Source organism: Barnesiella sp. WM24 (genome assembly GCF_004570975.1).
Lineage (GTDB): Bacteria > Bacteroidota > Bacteroidia > Bacteroidales > Muribaculaceae > Muribaculum.
In genome coordinates this window covers 65,082-89,550 of sequence record NZ_SPPC01000010.1, presented here as the reverse complement: position 1 = coordinate 89,550, position 24,469 = coordinate 65,082, and the positions used below count along the sequence as shown (strand labels likewise).

15 protein-coding genes and 2 tRNA genes are annotated in these 24,469 nt (G+C 50.2%); 8 read left to right on the top strand and 9 right to left on the bottom strand.

What is annotated here, in order from left to right; translation table 11 throughout:
• Positions 1-108: 108 nt before the first annotated feature.
• The 3 genes from E4T81_RS11605 to E4T81_RS11595 all read right to left on the bottom strand — a co-directional run bounded on the left by E4T81_RS11605 (position 109) and on the right by E4T81_RS11595 (position 7,976).
• Positions 109-1,878: a RagB/SusD family nutrient uptake outer membrane protein gene (locus tag E4T81_RS11605; RefSeq protein ID WP_135044723.1), complete on the bottom strand. Its 1,770-nt coding sequence runs from the start codon at positions 1,876-1,878 to the stop codon at positions 109-111.
• 21 nt (positions 1,879-1,899) lie between these two features.
• The gene (locus E4T81_RS11600) at positions 1,900-4,953 is read right to left on the bottom strand and encodes a TonB-dependent receptor (RefSeq protein ID WP_135044721.1); all 3,054 of its coding nucleotides are present in this window, start codon (positions 4,951-4,953) and stop codon (positions 1,900-1,902) included.
• A gap of 290 nt (positions 4,954-5,243) precedes the next feature.
• The gene (locus tag E4T81_RS11595) at positions 5,244-7,976 is read right to left on the bottom strand and encodes a substrate-binding domain-containing protein (protein WP_135044719.1); all 2,733 of its coding nucleotides are present in this window, start codon (positions 7,974-7,976) and stop codon (positions 5,244-5,246) included.
• A gap of 255 nt (positions 7,977-8,231) precedes the next feature.
• On the opposite strand from E4T81_RS11595, the gene E4T81_RS11590 reads away from it, so the two are divergent.
• From E4T81_RS11590 to E4T81_RS16005, 6 genes are all read left to right on the top strand, one after another.
• Positions 8,232-10,076, top strand: coding sequence for a DUF4980 domain-containing protein (locus E4T81_RS11590; RefSeq protein WP_245207071.1), 1,845 nt, complete (start codon positions 8,232-8,234; stop codon positions 10,074-10,076).
• Positions 10,077-10,122: 46 nt separating this feature from the next.
• Complete coding sequence (locus tag E4T81_RS11585) at positions 10,123-11,292, top strand: MFS transporter (RefSeq protein ID WP_135044803.1); 1,170 nt, start codon at positions 10,123-10,125, stop codon at positions 11,290-11,292.
• 24 nt (positions 11,293-11,316) lie between these two features.
• The gene (locus E4T81_RS11580) at positions 11,317-12,195 is read left to right on the top strand and encodes a carbohydrate kinase (RefSeq protein WP_135044717.1); all 879 of its coding nucleotides are present in this window, start codon (positions 11,317-11,319) and stop codon (positions 12,193-12,195) included.
• Between the two features lie 140 nt (positions 12,196-12,335).
• Complete coding sequence (locus tag E4T81_RS11575) at positions 12,336-12,629, top strand: co-chaperone YbbN (RefSeq protein WP_135044712.1); 294 nt, start codon at positions 12,336-12,338, stop codon at positions 12,627-12,629.
• A 6-nt stretch (positions 12,630-12,635) separates the two neighbouring features.
• Complete coding sequence (locus E4T81_RS11570; RefSeq protein WP_135044710.1) at positions 12,636-13,658, top strand: vitamin K epoxide reductase family protein; 1,023 nt, start codon at positions 12,636-12,638, stop codon at positions 13,656-13,658.
• Positions 13,642-13,776, top strand: coding sequence for a hypothetical protein (locus tag E4T81_RS16005; RefSeq protein WP_256371516.1), 135 nt, complete (start codon positions 13,642-13,644; stop codon positions 13,774-13,776). Before E4T81_RS11570 ends, E4T81_RS16005 begins: the two co-directional genes overlap by 17 nt.
• A gap of 107 nt (positions 13,777-13,883) precedes the next feature.
• On the opposite strand, the gene E4T81_RS11565 is transcribed toward E4T81_RS16005, so the two are convergent.
• The 3 genes from E4T81_RS11565 to E4T81_RS11555 form a co-directional block, all read right to left on the bottom strand.
• Positions 13,884-13,957: transfer RNA gene (locus E4T81_RS11565), tRNA-Asn, on the bottom strand.
• A 28-nt stretch (positions 13,958-13,985) separates the two neighbouring features.
• Positions 13,986-14,059: transfer RNA gene (locus E4T81_RS11560), tRNA-Asn, on the bottom strand.
• Positions 14,060-14,162: 103 nt separating this feature from the next.
• Complete coding sequence (locus E4T81_RS11555; protein ID WP_135044708.1) at positions 14,163-15,137, bottom strand: polyprenyl synthetase family protein; 975 nt, start codon at positions 15,135-15,137, stop codon at positions 14,163-14,165.
• Between the two features lie 93 nt (positions 15,138-15,230).
• Here E4T81_RS11555 and polA point away from each other — a divergent pair, with 93 nt between their 5' ends.
• Both polA and E4T81_RS11545 read left to right on the top strand, forming a co-directional pair.
• Positions 15,231-17,999, top strand: a complete 2,769-nt coding sequence (gene polA, locus E4T81_RS11550) for a DNA polymerase I (RefSeq protein ID WP_135044706.1) — start codon at positions 15,231-15,233, stop codon at positions 17,997-17,999.
• A gap of 69 nt (positions 18,000-18,068) precedes the next feature.
• Positions 18,069-18,476, top strand: coding sequence for a DUF4332 domain-containing protein (locus tag E4T81_RS11545; protein ID WP_135044704.1), 408 nt, complete (start codon positions 18,069-18,071; stop codon positions 18,474-18,476).
• 220 nt (positions 18,477-18,696) lie between these two features.
• On the opposite strand, the gene E4T81_RS11540 is transcribed toward E4T81_RS11545, so the two are convergent.
• Genes E4T81_RS11540 through E4T81_RS11530 form a run of 3 tightly spaced genes read right to left on the bottom strand, consistent with a single transcriptional unit; the run spans position 18,697 to position 24,443 of the window.
• Positions 18,697-21,867, bottom strand: coding sequence for an efflux RND transporter permease subunit (locus tag E4T81_RS11540; RefSeq protein ID WP_135044702.1), 3,171 nt, complete (start codon positions 21,865-21,867; stop codon positions 18,697-18,699).
• 11 nt (positions 21,868-21,878) lie between these two features.
• Positions 21,879-23,006 carry an efflux RND transporter periplasmic adaptor subunit gene (locus E4T81_RS11535; protein ID WP_135044700.1) on the bottom strand — a complete coding sequence of 376 codons (1,128 nt, stop codon included), beginning with the start codon at positions 23,004-23,006 and terminating at the stop codon, positions 21,879-21,881.
• Between the two features lie 15 nt (positions 23,007-23,021).
• Positions 23,022-24,443 (bottom strand): efflux transporter outer membrane subunit, encoded by a 1,422-nt coding sequence (locus E4T81_RS11530; RefSeq protein WP_135044698.1) that lies wholly within the window; start codon positions 24,441-24,443, stop codon positions 23,022-23,024.
• Positions 24,444-24,469 lie beyond the last annotated feature (26 nt).

Genomic DNA, 24,469 nt, shown 5'->3' with positions numbered 1-24,469 from the left:
ACGATGCTCCACCACCTGATACGTGGCGGAGCATCCTTATTATAAATTATAAAAATTATCAATCACTTTGTTCAGAGTGGGGAGAGATGTCATAACGACATCATCCAATCAGAATGAGGGATAACCCGGATTCTGGACATATATGCCACCTGAGAAATTATACTGTGCGACAGGCACAGGGAAATACTCTTCACCGGTTTCAAATGTGGCATTCTGATAGTAGACCCTGTTGTCCTTTTCAGCTGCAAAAAACCTGTTCATTGTTTCCTTGGCGATTCCCCAGCGCACAAGGTCGAAGAAGCGCTCTCCCTCCATAGCCTTTTCAAGACGCATCTCTGTGCGAAGAGCCTGACGTGCATAGTCCTGAGTCCATCCTGCCGAAGGATAAAGACCGATTTTGTAGTTTGCCGCATCCTTTGAAGGGTCATCGAAATCCTTTACATAATCACTGTTCATCGCACGCTGACGCACACGGTTAATCAAGTTGCGGGCTTCATCAAGTCCATTGCCTCCTATTTCAATCAAAGCCTCAGCCTTGTATAGCAACAAGTCGGCATAACGGATTATCTGCCAGTTGAGAGCCGACGCGCCCCACGGCCATCCCTGAGTGGCTTGAGATGACTCCGGCGACAGCCAGAAACGTTTGGTGTTGTTATAGCCATAAGTGTCGCTGTTACGCACCCAGAGCCCACAAGGACGCTCTGAATAAGTCTTATAGCGGATGGTCGGACGACCGGTCACAAAATCAAGACGCGGATCCACATTACCGTTTACATTGCCGAGAGCATAGCCGCCGTTAGAGTCAAATTCCACCGCGCCATAGTCGGGGCGTTCCTGATAGTCAAAGAGGGGCAGACCGTTGGCATCAGTCTGATAGGCGTTAATCAAGTCCTGAGAGGGAAGGAAAAATCCGTCTCCCTGCCAGGGGCAGCCGGGACCTGTCATTGAATTAAGAAGCATACTCCAGTTGATACGTCCCACACTTCCCGAGCCATCATCCTTGGAGAACTGAATGGCAAACACTGATTCAACACCGTTCTCATATTCAAGCATATCCAGCTGCTGGAAATCGTCAAGCAAGTCATAGCCCTGCACGCGGTCAATCAGTTCAACCACCTCTTGGAGAAGAGCTTTATTGACATTTATGACAGCGTTAGTCTGAGAATCCTGTTCATAAGCCTGATAAAGCTTGACCTTGGCAGCATAGGCAAGGGCTATGCGGCGATTCACGCGTCCTATTTCCGATTGAGTGTCGGGCAGGTCATTTGCCGCATCCAACAGGTCTTCGGCGATACGTGCAAGATGTTCCTCCCGGGAGAACTCGTCATTACGGACTGACTGGTATTCGTTTTCAGGAAGATCTATATCCATGTAAGGAATACGGTTAAACAGTCGCACAAGCTCGAAATACCAATGGTCGCGAATCACGCGAATCTCTGCTATGCGGACGCTCTTCTCTCTGATTATGTTCTCGTCAACCTTGCGAAGCGCGCGGATAGCTGAATTGCATCGGGAAATACCGCAATAAACATTAAACCACTTGCCGTCAAGAAAACCGTTGTTAGGCTGAATCTTAGCCGTCTCCATATCATGGACTTCCCAAAGGTCGGTCTCGCCACCGCCACCTTTGTAAGCATTGTCGGCGCGCACCTCACCGTAACTCCAGTTGGTGACAGGAAACAGATGCGGGTCATTGGAATCGGCATAGCGGCAGCCAAATGTGGCATATGCACCGTTTACAAGCAAGTCCACTGCCTCCGGGTCATTCATGTTAGCCTCTGATAGCGGGCCCTGAGGTTTGTTTTCCAGAAAATCATCGCTACATGCGGTCAGAGCCAGTCCGGCAAGCGTAATGGAAAATATATTTTTAAATTTCATTTTTATCAAGATTTAAGAAAGTTAGAAACCAAACTGTATACCGAATGTGTACTGGCGCGGAAGAGCGTAGGGATAGCCAAGACCTTCGGGATCAGCACCGCTATACTTAGTTATTGTGAACAGATTCTGTGCCTGTACATAGACACGCGCACTACTAAGATGGAGTTTTGTGCGTATCTTCTCCGGAAGTGAGTAACCAATTGAGAGAGTCTTCAGTCTTATGAACGAGCCGTCTTCGATAAAGTATTCAGAACTTTCATTCTCACTGTTGGAATTGTCAACCGACGGCGCCGGGACGTTTGAGCCATAATATCCTGTCTCCAGATATTTCTCATAAGCGTTAGCCGCCTCCAGAAGCTGAGTGCCGTGGTTTCCTGTCCAAAGAGGGAAGAAGTCGGTATAGAACTTTGAATTATTCCATGCGTCACGTATGATGCTGTTAAAGAACATGCTCAGGTCAAATCCCTTCCAGTTTGCACCCAGGTTCAAGCCGAACTGTGCTTTAGGCAGGTCAGTGCCGAGCCACGTGCGGTCACGGTCATTGATTTCGTTATCGCCGTTAGTGTCAACATAGCGCACACGACCTACAGCAGGATTACCGAAACTCACATTATACTTCTCCTTATAGGCGTCCACTTCCTCCTGTGTGCGGAATATGCCATCGGTCTTGTAGCCCATCCAGGAGCCGAGCGACTGACCGACAATACTCTTGTCAATACCGTTACCGCCGCCCCATGTATAATATATATCTTCCATTAGACCGGTGACCTCATTTTTCATCGCGGTCACGTTAAGACCTACACTGTAGCTGAAGTCACGGTTTAATGACTGACGCCACTCGGCAGTAATCTCGACACCTTTGTTTACCATCGAGCCACCGTTGTACCAGCAATATCCGCCCTCCCCGATTGTAGCGATGTAGGGTTTCTCGACAAGCATGTCATTGGTCTTCTTATGGAAGTAATCAAACGATAGCGCGAGCTTGTGGCTCAGGAATGAGGCGTCAAAACCCACATTGGTCTGATAAGTCTTTTCCCATGTCAGGTCAGGATTGGTGCTTCGTGAACGGAGCGCACCGGGAGCGAGAACATTACCGCCTCCTATGGCATAGGCCGCCCTGTCAAGATCCATCGCATACTTGGCATAAAACGCGTCGTTAGCGATGATGTCATTACCGTTAACTCCATAGGCACCACGGATTTTAAGGTCGCTCAGCCATGAACGTGTACCCTCCATGAAGCTCTCCTGAGAGATTCGCCATCCTGCCGATACCGAGGGAAACCAGTCATAGTTATGCTGAGTAGACAGTCGCGATGATGCATCGCGGCGCAGGGTGAATGAAACCAGATACTTGTTGTCCCATGCATAATTTATCTTTCCAAACACTGAGAACATCGAATAGTTGGAAGCTCCGGAACCGGTGTTCTTGTTGGCGGTCACATTACCGAGATAAAGATAATTGGGATCTTCTATTTCAAGACCTTTGCCCTCACCAAACATATCCTCGAAATGATTGCGTTTAGCCTCGACGCCAAGAAGTGCCATTATGGAGTTTTTACCGAAGTCAATGTTGTATTGGGCAGTATTGGTCCACACCCAGTCAACAGTCTTGCCTGAATACTGATATAGATTGTTCGTGTTGTCACGGAGATTGGCGGGAGTAAACACCTTGTCGCTGCCGTTATAGTAATTAAGACCGAAATTTGTCTTCAGGATAAGATTCTTAACCGGTTCGACTGAAAGGTAGACATTTCCAAACACTCGCCAATACTCATGAGTGTTGTTGCTCTCCTCTTCAATCTGGCGCACAAGGTTGGGGGTATCGTTCAGTCCAAATGCCACCTGGTCATTATATACACCCTCAGAGTCATATACAGTGCGTGCCGGATGCATCTTGATGGCATTTTCCTCTATCCCGCCGGGAGCGTTGTGCTGGCGCCACCAGTTGACAGTGACATTTCCACCCGCACGCAGACGGTTGTTAATAAATCCATAATCGGAACTGAAACGGGCGTTTGCTTTCTTGAAGTCCGACCCCTTTATTATACCGTCATGGTCGAGCCAGCTTAGCGACAGGGAAGTGGAGCCATTTTCTTCGCCTCTTGAAAGCCCGACACTGTAAGTCTGCATCAAGGCTGTGCGGTGAATCTCATCTTCCCAATTGGTGTTCTGCGGATTCACCGTCACACCATTAAGATTGGTATAGGGCTGGAGCTTTGCTGTGGGTCCGTTGCCATACAATTCCGAATTAGGAGTTGTGCCATAGGTATATTTATATGCTGACCAATATACATCACCCCACTGGTCGGCATTAAGCATGTCAAGACCACTATTGTAAGTCTGAAGAGTCAGCGTGGCATCAAACGTAACACGGCTTTCTCCCTTTTTCGCCCGCTTGGTAGTGATTATGATGACTCCGTTGGCCGCCTGGGCTCCATAGATGGATGCCGATGCCGCATCCTTCAACACCTGGATTGACTCGACATCATTGCTGTTAAGTATAGTACCGGGATTTTCACGGGTCATCACTCCGTCAATCACATAGAGAGGTCCGTTAGCATCGCCTCGGAATGATGAAGCGCCACGGATTGATGTACCGGTGCTGAGACCGCCCGGCGTACCATCGGTAGTTATGTTCATACCTGCCACACGTCCCTGAAGCGACTGAATCACATTACCGGTGGGAGTGTCGGCTACATCCTTCATTTTCACGACTGAAACCGAACCCGTCAAGTCAGATTTCTTTTCAGCAGAGTAACCTACGACCACAACCTCGTCGAGGATTGCCGAGTTTTCGTCAAGATAGACTGTAAGTTCGGGCTGTGCTTTTACTTTCACGGTATTGTACCCCACATATGATATGGAGATTTCCGATCCCTCAGGGACGACAAGTTCAAATCTACCGTCAAAGTCGGTGGAAACGCCAGCCTTGGTAGCCAATGACAGAATCGAGGCTCCAATCAGGGGTTCGTCATCTGACTTTGAAATGACCGTCCCATGCACTGTGATGTTTTGTGCTTGCGCGGCTATTGCTGTAAGGAGCAGCAAAATTGCGCCAAGGAGTGATTTTTTCATGTTTGTTTTGATATTGATTTAGTTAAAATTTCTATCGCAAATTTAAGGTTATCGCAGTCAATCAGCTATAATGGTTGTTGCATCGGCTATCAAAATTGATTCGATGCACGATTTTTGATATAAAAAGCAATAAAAATTATAGTCCCACAATCTATATCCGCAAATATATGATTGAAACCAACAGTCACCAACACATAATCAGGATTTAACATATTTCAGTTAAATCCTGACCGGGGAAATCGATGTCATGCTGACAGGAAACGTCATAACCGGTCAGCCGGCTTCATGTTTTATCGGGAAAGTTTATCGCGCAACTCCGACGGTGTCTCCCCGAAGGCATCACGATAACATTTGGTGAAATAAGCCGGGGTCGAGAAGCCTACCTCATAGGCTATCTCACTTATCGACTTGTCGGTGCCTGTAAGGAGAGCGCGTGCCTGCTTCAGGCGCAGACTGCGAAACAGCTCGACAGGCGAATAATTGGTCAACGCCTTTATCTTGCGATAAAACTGTGACCTGCCGAGCCCCATTTCAGAGGCGATAGTGTCGACACTCAAGTCGGGATTGCCCATCTCCGTAGTGAAAAACTCGATAAACCGGTTGTAAAACTCATTATCAATGTCATTTGACGCGCCCGTCACTCCCGGCGCAGGCAATGACGGCTTGGGGGCAACCGGGGCTTCCTGTCCGGAATGCCATATTTCCTTTATGCGCTTACGATTGGCAATCAGGCTCTTGCAACGGGCTTTCAACACTGCGCTGCTGAAAGGCTTCGCGACATAGGCGTCGGCTCCGCTGTCGTAGCCCTCGACGCGCTGCTCGTCCATAGAGCATGCGGTAAGCATAAGCACCGGTATATGGGAGGTGGAAATCTCCTCCTTGATGATACGGCAGCACTCGAGCCCGTCAAGCACAGGCATCATCACGTCACATATAATAATGTCAGGCACATATTTAGTGGCGAGCCTTACACCCTCTTTTCCGTCGGAAGCGGTTATGATGTTGTAGTCATCTTTCATCAGCTCACCGACAAGCCGGAGTATGTCACGGTTATCATCTATGATAAGCAACAATGGCTTTTCTGAATCATGAACAATCTCTACACTGTCGACAGCGCCAAGCTCCGCACTCACATCATTCTCATTGATAAGCGGACAGGGCGTCACGGCTGACGCCTCGACATGCCTTACCGGAATCCTGACTGTAAACACAGAGCCTTTGCCGAGTTCACTCTCGGCTGATATCGTGCCGCCATGAAGCTCGATAAAAGCTTTGGCAAGCGAGAGCCCGATACCGGAGCCTTTGGGATGAATCTTATCGACCTGATAAAAGCGTTCAAATATGCGGTCGAGATCTTCCTTGCTTATGCCGTGACCATTGTCAGCAACGGAAAAAGTCAATTCACCGTCTCTGATGGATGAAGAGACGCGTATTGTGCCGTTGTCGGGTGTGTGCTTGAAAGCGTTTGACACAAGATTGAAAAACACACGCTCGATTTTTTCAGCGTCAATCGCCAGAACCATCTCTTCTTCAGGCATATCCACGATGAAACGTATGTCATGTTTTCTTGCCATCGACCTGAACGACTCGGACCATTCAGTCATCATCTTGCTGAAGTCCACCTCCGCAAGATTCACATCAAGCTTTCCATTTTCATATTTTCTAAAATCAAGTATCTGATTTATAAGCCGGTGCAATATCTTGACATTTTTATTGGCAATCTGCATCAGAGAGTGTTGCTGCGGAGTGAGATTAGGGGCATTGACCATCTGCTCGACCGGCTCTGCAATAAGGGTGAGCGGTGTGCGCAGGTCATGGGACACATTGGTGAAAAACACTAACTTTGACTGCGTTGCCACACGCAATTGCTCGTTGAGCGACTTCTGCATGTCACGCTGATCCTCAAGCAGACGGTTCTGCTCCACAAGCTGACGCTGATGAGCGCGATTCAGCCAGAAAGAGCGCAACAGCAGGAATATCCATCCGAAAAGCAGCAACAGAATCACTCCGGCGGCATAAAACAACGAAGTCTGAGCCGAATGTTTCGACCAGTAGTCATCCACCTGTGATTTAAGCAATTTAATCTTGCCGGTCTCTTCTTTCAGCGACTCATTCTGCAGCAGCACTATATCGGCGTTAGTTGCATCTACCGGCGACGCCACAGGCAACGATGTGACACGGTCATAAGGCTTTCCGTCAAGTATCGCGAGCGCAGTGCGTATAAGCCGGTGTCCCTCAGTCGGATACAGAAATGTCGCGTCTATTACCGAATCGACGACCGCCCTTATGCCTATCTCAGGCGCAGCGTCAATACCTATTATTCGGGGTCTTATCCCGTGGCGCGCCGCCACTTCCGACACCCCTATCGCCATGCGGTCGTTATGGGCGTAGACAAGATCAACATCGGGATGCAGCCTGAACAATGAGTCGGCGACCCGGGAAGCGTCATCATAATTCCAGTCACCATAGGCCTCGGCGACAATACCAGCGCTGCCCGATTCTTCAAGTCCTTCAACAAAACCGTCATGGCGGCTTGTAGCAGGCGTCGAGCCTTTCAGTCCGCGGATTTCGATAATCTTCGCCTTGTCATTTACCAGATGGCGGGCATAATGGGCGGCGGCTTTACCGATAGCCTTGTTGTCAGCACCTTGAAATGCCGTGAAATAATCGCCGTTGATATTACGGTCAAAGACTATCACCGGGATTCCCGATTCGTACACCTCTTTTATCACAGGGGTTATAGCATCGGCTACAAGAGGCGCGGCGATTATGATGTCGAAGCTATTGTCGGCAAAATAGCGTATGTCGTCAATCTGCTTCTGATTGCTGTCATCAGCAGAACGAATCTCGACCACGACATTTTCATGAAACATCACTTCGCGGTTAATCTCGTCATTCATCTTCATGCGCCAGTCATCCTGACTGCACTGGGAAACACCTATTTTATATACCTTTTCTTCATGGCAGGCTGCAACGGCGACTGTCAACATAGCCAGCACCATCCACACCAGATATTTTCTCATAATTACTTCTCGGTATTGATTTACACCGTAAAGATATTCATAATATCATGAAAAAGAATGCATTTCGTTATAAAAATCGGTCATTGCAACAATTTTGATACATAATGAGCGATTTTTTATAACCATTACCTTATCATTATATTAGTTTTGCAATACCAAAACGGATAAACCACGGTACGGATTTCGACAAGTGTAAAAAAGATTGTTTTTTTAGATTTATCTCAATTGTTAACCATTTAATGTTATTATAACGACATGAAAAAACTGAGCAAGACTGCAATTTCAGCCATCGCAATCACAGCGGCTCTCTCTGGACCGATGCAACTCAATGCGGCAGAAGAAGTGAAAATCGAACACCTTGGGACGAGGAACACTCTTGTGCGGGTTCCTGATGCAGGCAAATATCTGCTTCTGCCCGTCCAGGACTCCAATGATGACGCGAAAATCAACGTACTGGTCGACGGTAAGCTCGACAAGACGATAAATGTAAGGCTTGCAAAGTCAAAGGTCGACTATTACGTGCCCTTTGACCTTACTCCCTACAAAGGTCACGACCTGGTCCTTACAGTAGTGACATCACAGGACCGCAGCTCAGTGCGCGAGGCAAAGGATGACGCCTGCTGGAGCAATCTCACGATAAGCGACACCTTCGACACCGCCAATCGTGAGAAATACCGTCCGCTCTTTCACCACACCCCGCTTTGGGGATGGATGAACGACCCAAACGGCATGTTCTACAAAGACGGTGTGTGGCATCTATATTTCCAGCATAACCCTTACGGGTCAAAGTGGCAGAACCTTTCATGGGGACATTCCACATCAACCGACCTTATAAACTGGGAGCAACAGCCGGAAGCGCTCGAACCCGACGGGCTCGGAATGATTTTCAGCGGCAGCAGCGCCGTTGACAGGACGGGTAGCGCCGGATTTGGCAAGGATGCCGTAGTCGCCATGTACACCTCGGCTGCCGAAAGCCAGATTCAGAGCCTCGCCTGGAGCGATGACAACGGCGCCACATTCACTACCTATCCCGGCAATCCGGTGCTGACTCTTGAATCGGAGGCACGCGACCCCAACATGTTCCGGGATGAAAAAAACAACCGGTGGGTGCTGACCCTCGCTCATGCACTTGAACATGAAATGCTCATATTCACCTCTCCCGACATGAAGACATGGACGCTTGAAAGCGCTTTCGGCAAAGGGATAGGAGCGCAAGGCGGCGTGTGGGAATGTCCCGACCTGTTTGAGCTGACAGTCGACGGCTCCGGCGAAAAGAAATGGGTGCTTCTCTGCAACCTCAACCCGGGCGGCATATTCGGAGGAAGCGCAACCCAGTATTTCGTAGGCGACTTCGACGGCAAGACATTCACCGCCGACACTGACGCAGAAGGCAACATCCCTACCAAATGGCTTGACTTCGGCAAAGACCATTATGCGGCAGTAAGCTGGAGCGACGCGCCCGACAACCGCCGCACCCTGATCGGATGGATGAGCAACTGGCAGTATGCGGCAGAGGTCCCCACCCTGCAGTTCCGCAGCGCCAACACTCTTCCTCGTGAAATAGGGCTGTTCAAGGCCGGCGACGGGCAGATTTATGCTTCCTATTCGCCATCACCCGAACTGCTCGCCCTGCGTGACCGCGCCGTCACAAAGAGCCGTGGTTTCAATATCGGGTCAAAGCCGCGCCGCATAGCCCTTCCATCGGAAAACGACGGTGTATGTGAAATCGTCATTACCCTCAACGGACAGAAAGCCGACAGCATAGACCTTGAATTGCAAAACGAGGCAGGCGAAAAAGTAGTGATGACCTATAACGTAAGCGGAAACTCACTGTCATTTGACCGCCGCAACAGTGGCGTGACCGATTTCAGCCACGACTTTCCCGCAGTCACGACCGCCCCGACATTCAACAGCGACGGCAAACTCTGCTTACGCATTTTCATCGACCGGTCAAGCATAGAGGTGTTTGAATCCGACGGAAAGTTTGCAATGACCAACCTCGTATTCCCCACCAAACCTTACTCTTCGCTATCAGTCAGCGCGAAAGGCGGCAAGGCACGTGTCGACGGCATTGAAGTCTACTCTATTAAAGTAAAATAAGATTATACAGCATTACAGTTATATCAAAATGGAAAATACCTCAGCCATGGCAGCGACCCGCAAAAGCTCGATGATGCAGATTATCCCCGTGATGTTATGCTTCTTCGCTATGGGATTTGTAGATCTCGTAGGCACCGCATCCAATTATGTACAGAAAGACCTCGGTCTTACCGACTCGCAGGCAAATCTGTTTCCGTCACTCGTATTCTTCTGGTTTCTCATATTCTCTGTGCCGACCGGCATGCTCATGAACAAAATCGGACGAAAAAAGACCGTTCTCATAAGCCTTGCAGTGACTGCCGTGTCGCTGATTCTGCCGGTCACCGGCGACAATTACTGGATTATGCTCGCATCATTCTCCCTGCTCGGAATCGGCAACGCCATCATGCAGACATCGCTCAACCCGCTTGTCACCAACCTGATTACAGGCGATAAGCTTGCGTCGACCCTCACTTTCGGACAATTTGTCAAAGCAATAGCTTCATTTCTCGCGCCTATAATCGCGGCATGGGGAGCCACAACCCTGATGCCTACTTTCGGTCTCGGATGGCGAATGCTTTTCCTCATTTATGCAGCGATAAGCTTCCTGTCGATTTCAGTGCTCGGCGCAACCCCTATCGAGGAGGAACGCCCAGACAAGGCTTCGGGAGTAGGTGAATGTCTTAAACTGCTCGGACGCCCCTTCATATTGCTCTGCTTCCTCGGCATCATGTGTCATGTCGGCATAGATGTGGGCACCAACACCACAGCACCCAAGATTATCATGGAACGCCTCGGGCTCCCTCTTGAAGAAGCCGGATATGCGACAAGCGTCTATTTCATATTCCGCACGGCAGGCTGCTTCCTCGGAGCCTTCATACTCCGCTCCATGTCACCTAAAGTGTTCTTCGGATTCAGCGTCCTGCTCATGCTCGCGGCGATGGTCATCCTCTTTGCGGCACAGTCACTGACACTGCTGTATGTAGGCATCGGCATGATTGGATTCGGCAACTCCAACATATTTTCTGTAATCTTCGCCCAAGCGCTCACCTCCTCTCCCAAAGAGAAAAATGAAGTGTCGGGCCTCATGATTATGGGACTCTTCGGAGGCACCGTGTTCCCGCTTGCAATGGGCTATGCAGCTGATTCTGTAGGTCAGGGAGGCGCTGTTGCTGTAATGACTGCGGGAGTCATCTATCTCCTCTATTATACCGCAAAAATAAAATCATCAAAATAACACAAGCATTAAATTCATAACATCATGAATGACATCGTAGTAGGAATGGGAGAAGCCCTGTGGGACGTACTCCCCGAAGGGAAAAAGATAGGTGGCGCACCCGCCAACTTCGCTTATCACGTATCACAGTTCGGGCTGCCCAGCTGTGTGGTCAGCGCCGTCGGCAGCGACGCTCTCGGCAAGGAAATTGTCGACAACTTCACCTCCAAAGGTCTCAACCAGCTTATAGCCGAAGTGCCTTATCCGACAGGCACGGTACAGGTCGAAATCGACCCGGCAGGAGTGCCGCAATATGACATCAAGGAAAATGTAGCCTGGGACAACATTCCCTACACAGCTCATCTTGAATCACTTGCAGAGCGTACAAAGGCGGTGTGCTTCGGCTCTCTCGCACAGCGCAACATTGTGTCACGCACTACCATCAACCGCTTTCTTGACGCGATGCCGCAGAACGGTGACAGCCTTGTGGTGTTTGACGTAAACCTGCGCCAGGGATTCTATGACAAAGAGATTCTATGCAACTCGATGGAGCGATGCAATATCTTAAAAATCAACGACGAAGAGCTTGTCACGGCAAGCCGCATGTTTGGCTATCCCGGCATCGACCTTCAGGACAAGTGCTGGATACTTCTCGGCAAGTATAACCTGAAGATGCTTATCCTCACCTGCGGTATCAACGGCAGCTATGTATTCACCCCGGGCAATGTATCGTTTCAGCCCACACCCGAAGTGGAAGTAGCCGACACCGTTGGCGCAGGCGACTCGTTTACAGCCGCTTTCATCGCAAGTATCCTGAAAGGCAAGTCGGTTGCCGAGGCTCATGTACGCGCAGTCAGGACATCGGCCTATGTATGTACCAAGCAAGGCGCGATGCCTGTATTGCCCCCGGAACTCACCGATTGAAATGACGCAGATTATATGTGACCCTTACCAAGCCCGGAATCTTTCCGGGCTTTTTTATTTAGCGTTTTTTATGTCGTGTTTAACATCTCGGCGGCTACAATAATTGTTATCTGAGAAAATAACAAAAAACAGAGATTACTATGACTTACGATGACGCAATTAAAGCCACACCTGTGACACTTGTAGAGTTTTTCGCGACATGGTGTCCCCACTGCCGCAAGATGATGCCTGTGGTCGAGCAGGTCAAGGAACTTCTTGACGGCGACGCGACCGTCATTCAGCTTGATATTGATGAAAACAGGCAACTCGCCGGTCAGGCTGAAGTAGAGGGAGTGCCCACATTTATAATTTACCGCGACGGTGAAGAACAATGGCGCCACAGCGGTGAAATCGACGGCAACGCCCTTCTTGCCAAAGTACAATCTTACATGTAGAAGGCGATGGGAGTGCCTACGATATTCTCCCGGTTTCTCACAAGGATGGGCGTCCCTCACACCGACGCCTATTCCGACAGTGAGTTCCATAAAATGACCTTCAAGTCACTTTACGGACTGTCACACCTGCTCACTTCCTACGGCATAAAAAACGAAGGACTGAGATTTACCGACAAGTCGGAACTTACCCACCTCTCCACCCCCTTTCTCGCCCAGACTAACTCCGGAGTCTTTGTAATCGTCACTGACATCGACCCGGAAAGCCGCACCGTGCAGTATGACTCGCGGGGTGAAACACTAAATATAGACCTTGACGGATTCATCAACGCGTGGAACGGCATAGCCCTGCTCGCATTTCCTAATAACTGCTCGCGCGAACCGGGCTACCGTTCCCATCGCGCCACGGAATTTATCTCCTCAATATCTAAATATGCCCTTGCCGCAGCGGCTTTGTTTGTGATGGCATATTTCTTTATAATCCACCGTCTCTATGCCGATGTATCAACTGTGGCTCTCACTATGCTTGACTGCGCCGGGCTGTATTTTTCATTTCTCCTGTTGCAGAAGTCACTGAATATCCACACAGCCGCATCGGAGCGGGTATGCGGCATTCTCGAACAGGGAGGCTGCGACTCGATAATGCAGATGAAGGTATCAAAACTCTTTGGCGTCTTTTCATGGAGCGAGGTAGGTTTCGGATATTTCGGTGTCTCACTCGCCACATTGCTTCTCTTTCCTCACCTGCTGCCTCAGCTTGCGCTATGCAATGTGTGCTGCCTGCCCTACACCCTGTGGAGCATCTGGTATCAACGCTTCCGCGCCCACCATTGGTGTACACTCTGTGTCGGCGTACAGGCGACACTATGGCTGCTGTTTTTCAGCTATCTCGGCGGTGGATGGCTCTCGAAATCATTTCCGCTTCACGTCGACCTCATCACGCTGATAGCCGTCTATATATTTACAGTCTTGTTTATCAATCAGACACTGAGAACCTTTAAAAACCTGCCAGATCATGAAAAAAATTCCTGAGCCGGAAAATATCACGGCAATAAGACTTAAACCGGCTGAAATGAACAAGATACATTTCGGTGGCAACAGCACTCCCGTAACACCCACGCAGCTGGAATCGCCCGCCAAGTCTGCGTGACCCATCACGCCAACTCCCATATTCAGCCGGCAATCACGCGGCAGCATATAATACAAAAAAAAAGCAGCCCCACAAATTGTGGAGCTGCATAAGGGGAAGGGGTTTTGCGCTTCAAGATGGACTCGAACCAACGACCCTCTGATTAACAGTCAGATGCTCTAACCGACTGAGCTATTGAAGCTTGTAGTTAAATCTCCTTCCCAATATTGCGCTTCAAGATGGACTCGAACCAACGACCCTCTGATTAACAGTCAGATGCTCTAACCGACTGAGCTATTGAAGCATTATTGGATTTATTAATTTACGTCTCTCCGTAAATTGCGATGCAAAATTACATCGTTTTTTTGAAACATGCAACTTTCCGGCAAAAAATATTTTCAAAAAAATCACACTTTACGTGAGATGACATAATCAAAGAGCGAGACAAATATGTTACGTGTCTCGGAATCAGGGAAATCCGATATGATTTCCACTGCCTCTGCACGCAGCTCTTCCATGCGCCGGTAAGCATAATCAATACCGCCTGCCTCTTTTGCAAACTCGATGAGCGTCGCGATATCCGATGTCGACAGCATGTCGCGGCATGCAAGCTCCCTCATCTCGGCATGGCGAGGATGGTTGGCAAGCGACAGCGCATAAAGCAGCGGCAGCGTCACCTTCCCCTCTCTCAGGTCGTTGCCGGTAGGCTTGCCTATCGCGGTATCTTCAAAGTAATCAAATATATCATCCTTAATCTGAAAGCAGAGTCCGAACAGATAGGCAAAACGGCTCAAGCGCTCTATATCGGCATCGGAAGCGTTTACAGAATATCCGCCCATCTTCACACAAGCGACAAACAGCGACGCCGTCTTGTCACCGATAATGCCAAGATATGACTTCTCGTCAAGGTCATGACCACGCGCCTTGTCAATCTGGTCAATCTCACCCAGCGAAAGAGTGCATCCAAGATCGGATATGGTGTCGATTACCCGAAGGTCGCCGGTGTTGACCGCCTGCCTTAGCGAGGAAGAGACAAAGAAATCACCCACAAGCACTGCGATATGATTATCCCATATGGCATTTACCGTCGGACGGTTACGGCGCATATCCGTGTCATCGACCACATCGTCATGTATCAGCGAGGCGTTATGGAGCATCTCTATCGACGCAGCGGCGGAAATAGTGTTTGGAGTCACACCGCCAAACAGTTTTGCGCTCAGAATGACCAATATAGGTCTTATCTGTTTGCCTTTGGTTTTCAGATAGTTATTGACAATCTCATTCATCATTGCATTGGACGTTGCAAGCGTGTCAGCCATGCATTTGTTAAGCTGCATGATTTCAGGTGAGATAGTCTTTTGTATGTCGTCTAATATGGTCATGTCGGCAATTTGTGGTACAAAATTAGTAAAAGTTATAATTTATATCTAAATTTATGGTGTAATTTCTTGTTATAATAACCAAAATAGAGATTCATGGTTGAGAAAAAACTATTTCTGCTTGATGCTTACGCATTGATATACCGCGCTTACTATGCGCTGATACGCTCGCCGCGCGTCACGTCGAAGGGCCTTAACACTTCGGCTATATTCGGCTTTGTCAACACTCTTGAAGAAGTGCTGAAAAAAGAGACTCCGAGCCACATCGCGGTGTGCTTCGACCCCCACGGGCCGACATTCCGCCACGAGGCATATCCCGAATACAAGGCACAGCGCGAGAAGCAGCCGGAGGACATAACCAAGTCAATCCCCTATATCAAGGACATAATACGCAGCTTCGGCATCCCCATAATAGAGATACCGGGATTTGAGGCCGACGATGTGATAGGCACCTTGTCACGCAAGGCGGAAGAAGCCGGCTACACGACCTACATGATGACGCCCGACAAGGATTACGGACAGTTGGTGACCGACAGGGTGTTCATGTACCGCCCGTCGACAAAAGGTGCCGAAATAGAGATACGCGGGCCTAAGGAGATATGTGACAAATACGGCATAAGCTCCCCGCTGCAGGTGATTGACCTGCTCGCGCTGGAAGGCGACGCGGTCGACAATATTCCGGGATGTCCGGGTGTAGGAGAAAAGACAGCCATAAAGCTAATCAATGAGTGGGGCGACATAGATAACCTGCTTGCCCACACTTCGGACCTGAAGGGAGCCCTCCAAAAGAAGGTGACTGAGAACGCCGAACAAATCAGGTTTTCAAAATTTCTCGCGACAATACGCACCGACGTGCCGGTCGATATCGACATCGCATCGCTCGAACGGGGAGAGATTGACACCGAGGGATTATCGGCAATCTATACGGAACTCGAATTCCGCACCCTGCTCAAGCGCCTGCCGAAAGCTCCCGCATCGGAGTCATCACAGCAGGAGGCCTCAACCTCCGGCAGTCAGCCGCTGATGGGGTCACTATTTGATGATTTCGCAACAGAGCCCGCCGCCGGGCTCAGGACTCTCGACCGGGAGAGCCACGAATATACAGAGCTTACCGACGACGAGGCAATCAGGGCGGCAGTGGCAGAAGCCGCAGGACATGCCGTAATCGGTGTCGCCGCTTATTCAGTCGGCGCTGAAGACATGACATCAAAATGGTATGGGCTCGCATGGTCAGCCGAAAAAGGCAAGGCATTTTATGTCGCAATTCCGGCAATGCCCGACGAGCGCCGTGAGCGCCTCGCCATGCTCGCTCCGCTTTTCACGTCAGGAGCCACAGTCGTGAGCCATGACATCAAGAGAGAGATTCTGTTACTGCGGCGTGAAGGCGTTGAGTTCACGGCGGAATATTACGACACCTCAGTAGCCCATTATCTGCTTGAGCCTGAAATGAACCACGCGTTGCCGCGTGTTGCCGCCGCCTACCTTGAATATCACACACTCGATTACAGCGAAGGCGACCGACTCCGCAAAAAAGGCGAAGCGCTTCCTTCAGGTGAAGAGACGACCAGGATGTGTGAAATAGCCGATATAACCCGACAGCTCCACGACATCCTGTCACGACAAATCAGCGAAAACGGGCTGTCACATCTCATGACTGACATCGAGCTGCCTCTCATTCCGGTGCTCGCCGACATGGAATGGACAGGGGTGAGAATCGACATCAACGCGCTTGCCGAACTGTCGCGCAATTTCACGGCAAAACTGCATGAAATGGAGCAGCGTGCCTACGAGCTTGCCGGAGGTCCCTTCAACGTGGGTTCCCCCGCCCAGGTCGGAGAGGTGCTGTTTGAGAGGCTGAAACTTGACCCCAAGGCAAAACGCACAAAACGCGGAGCCTACTCGACGACAGAAGAGGTGCTTGAAAAATACCGCAGCGTTCATCCTGTCGTCGACCTCATCCTTGACATACGCGGCATGCGCAAGCTGTTGACCACCTATATCGACGCGCTGCCACAGCTGATCAATCCCGCGACAGGCAAGATACATACAACCTACAACCAGACAGTCACAGCCACAGGCAGAATCTCGTCGGCAAATCCCAATCTGCAGAACATCCCTATCCGCACCGAGGAAGGAAAAGAGATACGCAGGGCTTTCATCGCCGACAACGGCGACCTGCTTATGAGCGCCGACTATTCACAGATAGAGCTGAGACTCATAGCCGACATGAGCGGCGACAAGGACATGATTGACGCTTTCCTCTCCGAAGCCGACATTCATCAGGCGACAGCCGCAAAGATATTTCACAAGCAGCTTAATGAAGTAAGCGAGGAGGAGCGACGTCGTGCAAAGACAGCCAATTTCGGCATAATCTACGGCATCTCGGCATTCGGACTCTCACAGCGGCTGCGCATACCGCGATATGAAGCAAAGGAACTTATCGACGGATATTTCCGCACCTATCCCCACATAAAGGAGTATATCAGCGAGTCCATAGAAAAGGCCCAGCGCGAAGGATATGTATCGACTATCATGGGGCGCAAGCGCATGCTCCCCGACATCAACTCCGGAAACGCGGTAGTGAGAGGATATGCCGAGCGCAATGCCGTCAATGCCCCGATACAAGGCTCAGCCGCCGACATCATCAAGCTTGCCATGGTCAATGTGGCGCGCGACTTCAAGAAAGCGGGACTACGCTCCAAGATGATAATGCAGGTCCACGACGAACTTATATTCAACGTAGTGCCGGCAGAATTGGACACAGTAATGAAGATTGTGACCGACGACATGATGAACGCCTACTCCGGAAGGGTGCCGCTCGTCGTGTCGGCAGGCACGGGCACCAACTGGCTTGAGGCGCATTAAGACCCCGTTATAAACTCTTTACTGTCATCAGGTGTTGTAATCATTAGAAACTCTCTAATTGACAAAAACATGAAATACAACATCATTGACATCGAGGGCGTGGGCGACTCTTATGCCGAAAAGCTTAAAGCCGCGGGCATAACCACAGTCGACGGGCTACTTGAGGCAGGAGCGACAGCGAAGGGACGACAGTCTATCGCAGAGACTACCGGAATATCGGAAAAACTCATATTGCGCTGGGTCAACCATGCCGATCTGTTCCGAATCAACGGCGTAGGCCCGCAGTTTGCCGAACTGCTTGAAGCGTCGGGCGTAGACACAGTAAAAGAGATGCGCCACCGCAATGCGGAAAATCTCGCAGCAAAAATGGCTGAGGTCAACGAGCAGAAACATCTTACCCGACGCACACCGTCGGCAACAGAGCTTCAGAAGATGATTGACGAGGCAGCCGCTCTTGAACCCAAGGTAACATATTGACAGCACATGACCTGTCAATTGTAAAAATTAATTCAATCAGTTAAGAATCATCAAATATCGCCGCTTGTCTAAGGATAATCGGCGATATTATTGTTATAGTATCAAACATTGACCCATATATTTAGATAATTGCTAATCTATGAAATTGCACATGTAAAAAGTCGAAGGCGCGCCTTTCATCCCGGGCGCGCCTTCTTCGTCTTTATGCATGAGGCGGATGTCACACTGAGGTCATCTTATCATTGTCACCGGGTGGCACCGTGTCGACATCTTTAAACAGCTTGTCAAGCACCTTCTCCTGAAATCTCTGCATGATTTCCCAGAAGTTGGGGACAAAGAGAGTGCCGAGAAGAGCGTTCATCAACATGCCAAAGACCACAGCAGAGCCGAGTGCGACACGGCTTTCCGCGCCCGCACCGTGGGCAAACATCATTGGCATCACTCCGAAGATGAAAGCTATGGCAGTCATCATGATCGGACGGAATCTTATTACTCCGGCATCTTCCGCCGCCTGACGCAGGTCAACACCCGTGCGCCGGAAATATGTAGCATACTCGACAATAAGGATGGCATTCTTTGCCGACAGTCCGAGCAGAAGTATCAGACCGATTTGAGTGTATATGCTTATGCTCTGCCCCATGATTATCGAGCCGATAACCGTACCGAGGATAGCCACCGGCATTGACAGTACCACGGCTACGGGGTCGGTCCAGCTTTCATACTGTGCCGCGAGTACGAGCAAGGTCAATATGATGGCAAAGGCAAACACAAGAGTGACCGTGGTGCCTGCCTGAGTCTCCTGATAAGCCTCTCCGGTCCAGGCATAGGAGTAATTGGCGCCGAGAGTCTTGTCGACAATCTCCTCCATAGCCTTTATGCCGTCGCTTGAGCTGACTCCCTTGGCAAGATTGGCTGTGATGGATGCCGTGCCATACATGTTGTAGCGCGACGCCGAGGGCTCGCCCATGACAGGCACAATGGTGGTAAACGATGCAAACGGCACCATTTCACCGTCAGCGTTACGAACACTGAGCCTCAACACATCATCTATGTTGCCGCGTGCATTGTCATTACCCTTCACGGTGACCTGGTAAACACGCCCAAACTCCGTGAAGTCATTTACATAGCTGCCGCCCATATAGGCTCCGAGGGTAGAGAATATATCCTCCATCATCAATCCCTGCAATTTCACTTTATCACGGTCGATGTCGAGCCTGTACTGCGGCACAACGCCCTGATACAGACTTGTCACTGAAGCTATGCGGTCATCGCCCTTCACAGCCTCTTGTATACTTGCAATCGCCTTCATCATCTCCGATGCGCCGAGATTATTTATATCAAGCAACTGCATTTCAAGGCCCGATGACATGCCGAGACCGGGAATCGTCGACGGGTTGACCGAGAATACAATCGCCTCCTGATAGCGCGAGGCAATCTTCCCTACGCTGTCAATCATTGCAAATACACTTTGACCGGCACTCTTGCGTTCCTTCCACGGCTTCAGCACTACGAAAAGCGAACCCATGTTGGATGATGCGCCGCCTCCCATGAATGAAAATCCGGAAATAGCCATCACGTCAGCCACTTCAGGCAGCTCCTTTCTTATCTGAGCCGACAGGTCGTCAACCACCTTCTGAGTCCTTTCAAGCGAAGCCCCCTCGGGCAGCTGTATAGACGACATGAAATATCCCTGATCCTCCTGCGGGACATAACTTGTAGGCCACATCAGAAATGCCACCACTCCCGCCACGGCAATAAGCACGTATAGGCAGAGCGACCATCCCGCGTGACGGAGCATCTTCCCTATGCTTTTCTTATAAAGATTCTCCACCGCATTATATCCTTTGTTAAATATACGGTAGACCGGATTTTTAGTATTCTTGTTACGCGGCGTCAGGAAAAGCGCACACATCGCCGGAGTAAACGTAAGCGCGTTGAATCCGGAAAATGCCGTCGACACCGCGATTGTCAATGCAAATTGCTTGTAAAGCTGTCCGGTAATGCCACTGACAAATGCCGTGGGGATAAACACGGAGAGCAACACCAGCACCTCGCCTATCACCGGGCCTGTAAGTTCCTGCATCGCTTTTTCAGCGGCCTGACGGCGCGACAGCTTCCCTTCGTCGACAAGACGGGCACAATCCTCCACCACCACTATCGCGTCGTCGACCACAATGGCTATCGCCAGCACCAGTCCGAACAGAGTCAGGGTGTTTATGGTAAATCCCATAAGCTTCATCACGGCAAACGTGGCTATGAGCGATACCGGGATTGTGAGCATCGGGATTATCACCGCCCTCCAGTTTTGCAGGAATATAAGGATTACGACCATGACTATGAGTGCAGTCTCCACAAAGGTGACAAGCACCTCCTCGATTGACGCGGTGACAAAATCTGACGTGTCAAGCACGACATTATACTTTACCCCCGGCGGAAAATACTGACTGAGGCGGTCAAGTTCGGCACGCGCAGCCTTTGATACGGAAAGCGCGTTGGCGCCCGGCAACTGCTTTATGCCAAGCAATGCCGCCGGCTTTCCCGACACGAGTGTGGTAGCCGTATAGCTCTGGCTGCCGAGATCCACTTTTGCCACATCACGAAGACGGAGGATTCCGTCACCGTCAGTGCGGATTACGATATTGGCAAACTCATCGGCGGTCTGCAGCCCGCCACGCGACGTGAGAGTAAACTGAAACGCATCCTTGCTCTCATTTGGCGCGGCTCCCACCTCACCTGCCGAGACCTCCATATTTTGCGAGCGTATTGCCGAATAGACATCATCAGGCGTAAGCCCCCTCACTCTCATCAGTTCCGGGTCGAGCCATATCCTCATGCTGTATTCACCACCGCCGAACGCCTCAACTCCACCTACGCCCTTGACTCGCGAAAGCGCGTTAACAAGATTTATGTTGGCATAGTTGGTAAGATACAACGCGTCGTAGCGACCGGTGCTGTCACCCTCGACCGAGCAGAAAAGCACTATATTGGTCGACTCCTTGTTGACTGAGATTCCCTGTTCCTTGACAGCGGTAGGCAAAGTCGCCTCCGCCTGGTTCAGACGGTTTTGCACATTGATTGCCGCCTGGTCTACATCAGTTCCAAGCTCAAAGGTGATTGTCAGCATGTAACTGCCGTCAGAGCCCGAGTTGGAGCTCATGTAAAGCATATTCTCCACTCCGTTGACCTGTTCCTCGATAGGGACTCCGACCGTACGCGCCACTGTCTCCGCATTTGCTCCGGGATATGAAGCCATGACGCTCACGGTAGGCGGAGTGATGTCGGGATACTGAGCCACCGGCAATGACTTTATGGTAAGCAGACCGGCGAACACCATTACAATCGCAAGGACTGTGGCAAAAATCGGGCGGTCAATAAAAAATTTAGAAAACATCAGCTTTATTTTTACTTTGTCATGACTGTCTTTACCTGCATCCCGTCGCGCACTTTAAGCATTGCCGACGTGACATAACGCGAGTCTCGTGATATGCCCTTGGTCACGACACGCAACGAATCATGATATACACCCCCTACCTCGACAGGAGTGTAAACCACCTTGTCAGAGTCATTGACCACATAAAGATACTTTCCAAGCTGGTCGGTACCGATTGAGGCGTCTTTCACAAGGATGGCGGCGGAGTCAGTGTCATAAGGCAGATTGACCGTGACATACATGCCGTCACGCAATTCACCGTAAGGGTTATCGACAGTGACTTTCAAGTTAAGTGTACCTGTCTTCTTGTCAATGGTGGGCGACGTGTAAAACAGGTCGGCGGTATATTCATGAGGGAGCTTTTCCTCAAATTCAAGCGGAACCTTATGATACAACGCCGCCACGTCAGGATTGCTCTTAGACCCCATCATACGCTCATACTGCGAATCCTCTATGGCAAACGCCACCACAAGGGAGGAATCGTCATATATACGCGCAAGCGTGAACGGCGAGCCTTCTCCGTTTATGTAATTGCCTACATCGACTGTCGACGAGGTTATATGTCCCGTGAATGGAGCCCTTACGGTGCAATAGCCGAGATTGACATTGGCGGTGCTGAGTTCGGCGCGGGCATTCTTTATAGCCGCCTCAGCTTGCTGCATGTTGCTTTCGGCCTGGATGACTTCCATGCGCGACACTGCATCGCTCTCAAAAGCCTTTTTCATGGCTTGAGCCTGCTTTGACGCGTAATCATACTCGCTCTCTGCTGTGGCGAGAGCCGCTTGCGCCTGACGCACGGCGTCGTTATATTTGGTCGGCTCTATCGTAAACAAGACGGCTCCCTTTTTTACAAGACTGCCGCTGTCATAGTTTTTTGACAGCAACTGCCCGTTTACGCGTGCGACAACATCGGCTGACGCGTTTGCACCGGCATAGCCCGGATAAGACTTGTAAAGGGTAATCGAGTCGGTCACCGGCAACGCGACATCGACAGTAAGCATCCCTTCCTCTTCCTTCGCCTGCTTTTTATTACTGCATGAAGTAGCACCGCCGAGAGCAATACCGGCGATGATAAGTCCTGATAAATAGCTGTTGTTCATAATTCTATGCAGATTTTAATTATTTCCATTCATGTCATCTACACTCCATCCGCCGCCAAGCGCACTATAAAGCGATATAAGCGCTGTTATCGCATCGCCCTGCGCCGCGACAAGCGAATTGGTATTTTCAAGAAGGTTAAGCTGCGACGTCACTACATCGTTGAACGGGTTAAGCCCCCTTTTGTAAAGGTCAAGCGACAGGTCAAGCGACTTACGGCTGTCATTGACCACGGTGTCAAGCACTTCTATTTTCCGCAGCGTGGACAGGTAGGTCGATATCGCGTTGTCGACCTCCTCGACAGCCGTCATCACCGTAAGATTGTAATTGTCTATGCCTATAGCCATCTGCTCGCGCGCCGACGCCACATTATATTTTCTCGCAAGACCGTCAAAGACCGTCCAGCTAAGAGTCGGGGCTATTGAATATGTAAGGCTGTTGTTCTTGAACGTGTTGTCAAGCCGGCGCGCACTCGTGCCTATCGAGCCGTTGAGCGTAAGCGTAGGCAGGAAATCCTTCTTTGCAACGCCGAGAGCCGCGGCACAGCCGGCGAGCTGCGCCTCAGCCTCGACTATATCGGGGCGACGCCTCAACAATTGGGCAGGCACACCCACAGGCACAAGCTGATTATAGTCGGGCAGCTTGCGCGAAGGCTCAAGACGGCTGTAGATTGAGTCGGGATACACGCCAAGCAGTATAGCTATGCCATTGATAGTGCGGTGTATCGCCGATTCGAGTCCGGGCACGGAAGATTTCGTTGAATTATAGACAATTTTTGCCTGAGTCACGTCAAGCATCGACGCAAGTCCCGCCTCATGGCGCGCCTCGGTTATCTTCAATATCTTCTCCTGGGAAGCTATATGCTCCATCGCCACTTGCCATTCAGCCTGCCACACACGAAGCTGTATATAGTTTTTCGCAATATTGGCACACAATGATGTCATGACCGCGGCATACTCTGCTCGCGTTGCATCATAAGCCGACTTCTGCTGCTTTGCCTTCGCCCTGATTTTGCCAAACACATCTATCTCCCAGCTCATGTCAAGCCCCAGCGTGAAATAGTCGTCGACAACGGCATCGGTCATCACTTCGCCCATAGCCCCTGAACTGCGGCTTTTAGTCCAGCCGACATTCAGCCCTATATTGGGGAAATATCCGGCACGCACCGAATTGAGCGACTGACGCGCCATGTTAATGCGTCTCGCCGCCATTATGACATTGTAATTGTTTTCCACTCCTTCAGCTATAAGAGAGTCAAGCACAGGGTCATCGAAGTGGCTCCACCAATTGTCGTCGGTAGGAACCGACTGATTGAAATGCTCGTTATATGACCAGTGGTCAGGAATTGAATCATTCAACACCGTCTGCGCGGAAACGAAAGGAGCGCAAAAAGCCCCCATTACCGCTAATAGCTGAAACGTGAACAGTCTTATTCGCATAATAATAAAATCAATCAATATGTATA

Coding starts and splice junctions, on each gene's coding strand:
- E4T81_RS11575 (WP_135044712.1), top strand. CDS start 12,336: ATGACTTACGATGACGCAATTAAAGCCACACCTGTGACACTTGTAGAG.
- E4T81_RS11535 (WP_135044700.1), bottom strand. CDS start 23,006: ATGAACAACAGCTATTTATCAGGACTTATCATCGCCGGTATTGCTCTC.
- E4T81_RS11600 (WP_135044721.1), bottom strand. CDS start 4,953: ATGAAAAAATCACTCCTTGGCGCAATTTTGCTGCTCCTTACAGCAATA.
- E4T81_RS11580 (WP_135044717.1), top strand. CDS start 11,317: ATGAATGACATCGTAGTAGGAATGGGAGAAGCCCTGTGGGACGTACTC.
- E4T81_RS11595 (WP_135044719.1), bottom strand. CDS start 7,976: ATGAGAAAATATCTGGTGTGGATGGTGCTGGCTATGTTGACAGTCGCC.
- E4T81_RS11590 (WP_245207071.1), top strand. CDS start 8,232: ATGAAAAAACTGAGCAAGACTGCAATTTCAGCCATCGCAATCACAGCG.
- E4T81_RS11545 (WP_135044704.1), top strand. CDS start 18,069: ATGAAATACAACATCATTGACATCGAGGGCGTGGGCGACTCTTATGCC.
- polA (WP_135044706.1), top strand. CDS start 15,231: ATGGTTGAGAAAAAACTATTTCTGCTTGATGCTTACGCATTGATATAC.
- E4T81_RS11570 (WP_135044710.1), top strand. CDS start 12,636: ATGGGAGTGCCTACGATATTCTCCCGGTTTCTCACAAGGATGGGCGTC.
- E4T81_RS16005 (WP_256371516.1), top strand. CDS start 13,642: ATGAAAAAAATTCCTGAGCCGGAAAATATCACGGCAATAAGACTTAAA.
- E4T81_RS11540 (WP_135044702.1), bottom strand. CDS start 21,867: ATGTTTTCTAAATTTTTTATTGACCGCCCGATTTTTGCCACAGTCCTT.
- E4T81_RS11605 (WP_135044723.1), bottom strand. CDS start 1,878: ATGAAATTTAAAAATATATTTTCCATTACGCTTGCCGGACTGGCTCTG.
- E4T81_RS11530 (WP_135044698.1), bottom strand. CDS start 24,443: ATGCGAATAAGACTGTTCACGTTTCAGCTATTAGCGGTAATGGGGGCT.
- E4T81_RS11555 (WP_135044708.1), bottom strand. CDS start 15,137: ATGACCATATTAGACGACATACAAAAGACTATCTCACCTGAAATCATG.
- E4T81_RS11585 (WP_135044803.1), top strand. CDS start 10,123: ATGGCAGCGACCCGCAAAAGCTCGATGATGCAGATTATCCCCGTGATG.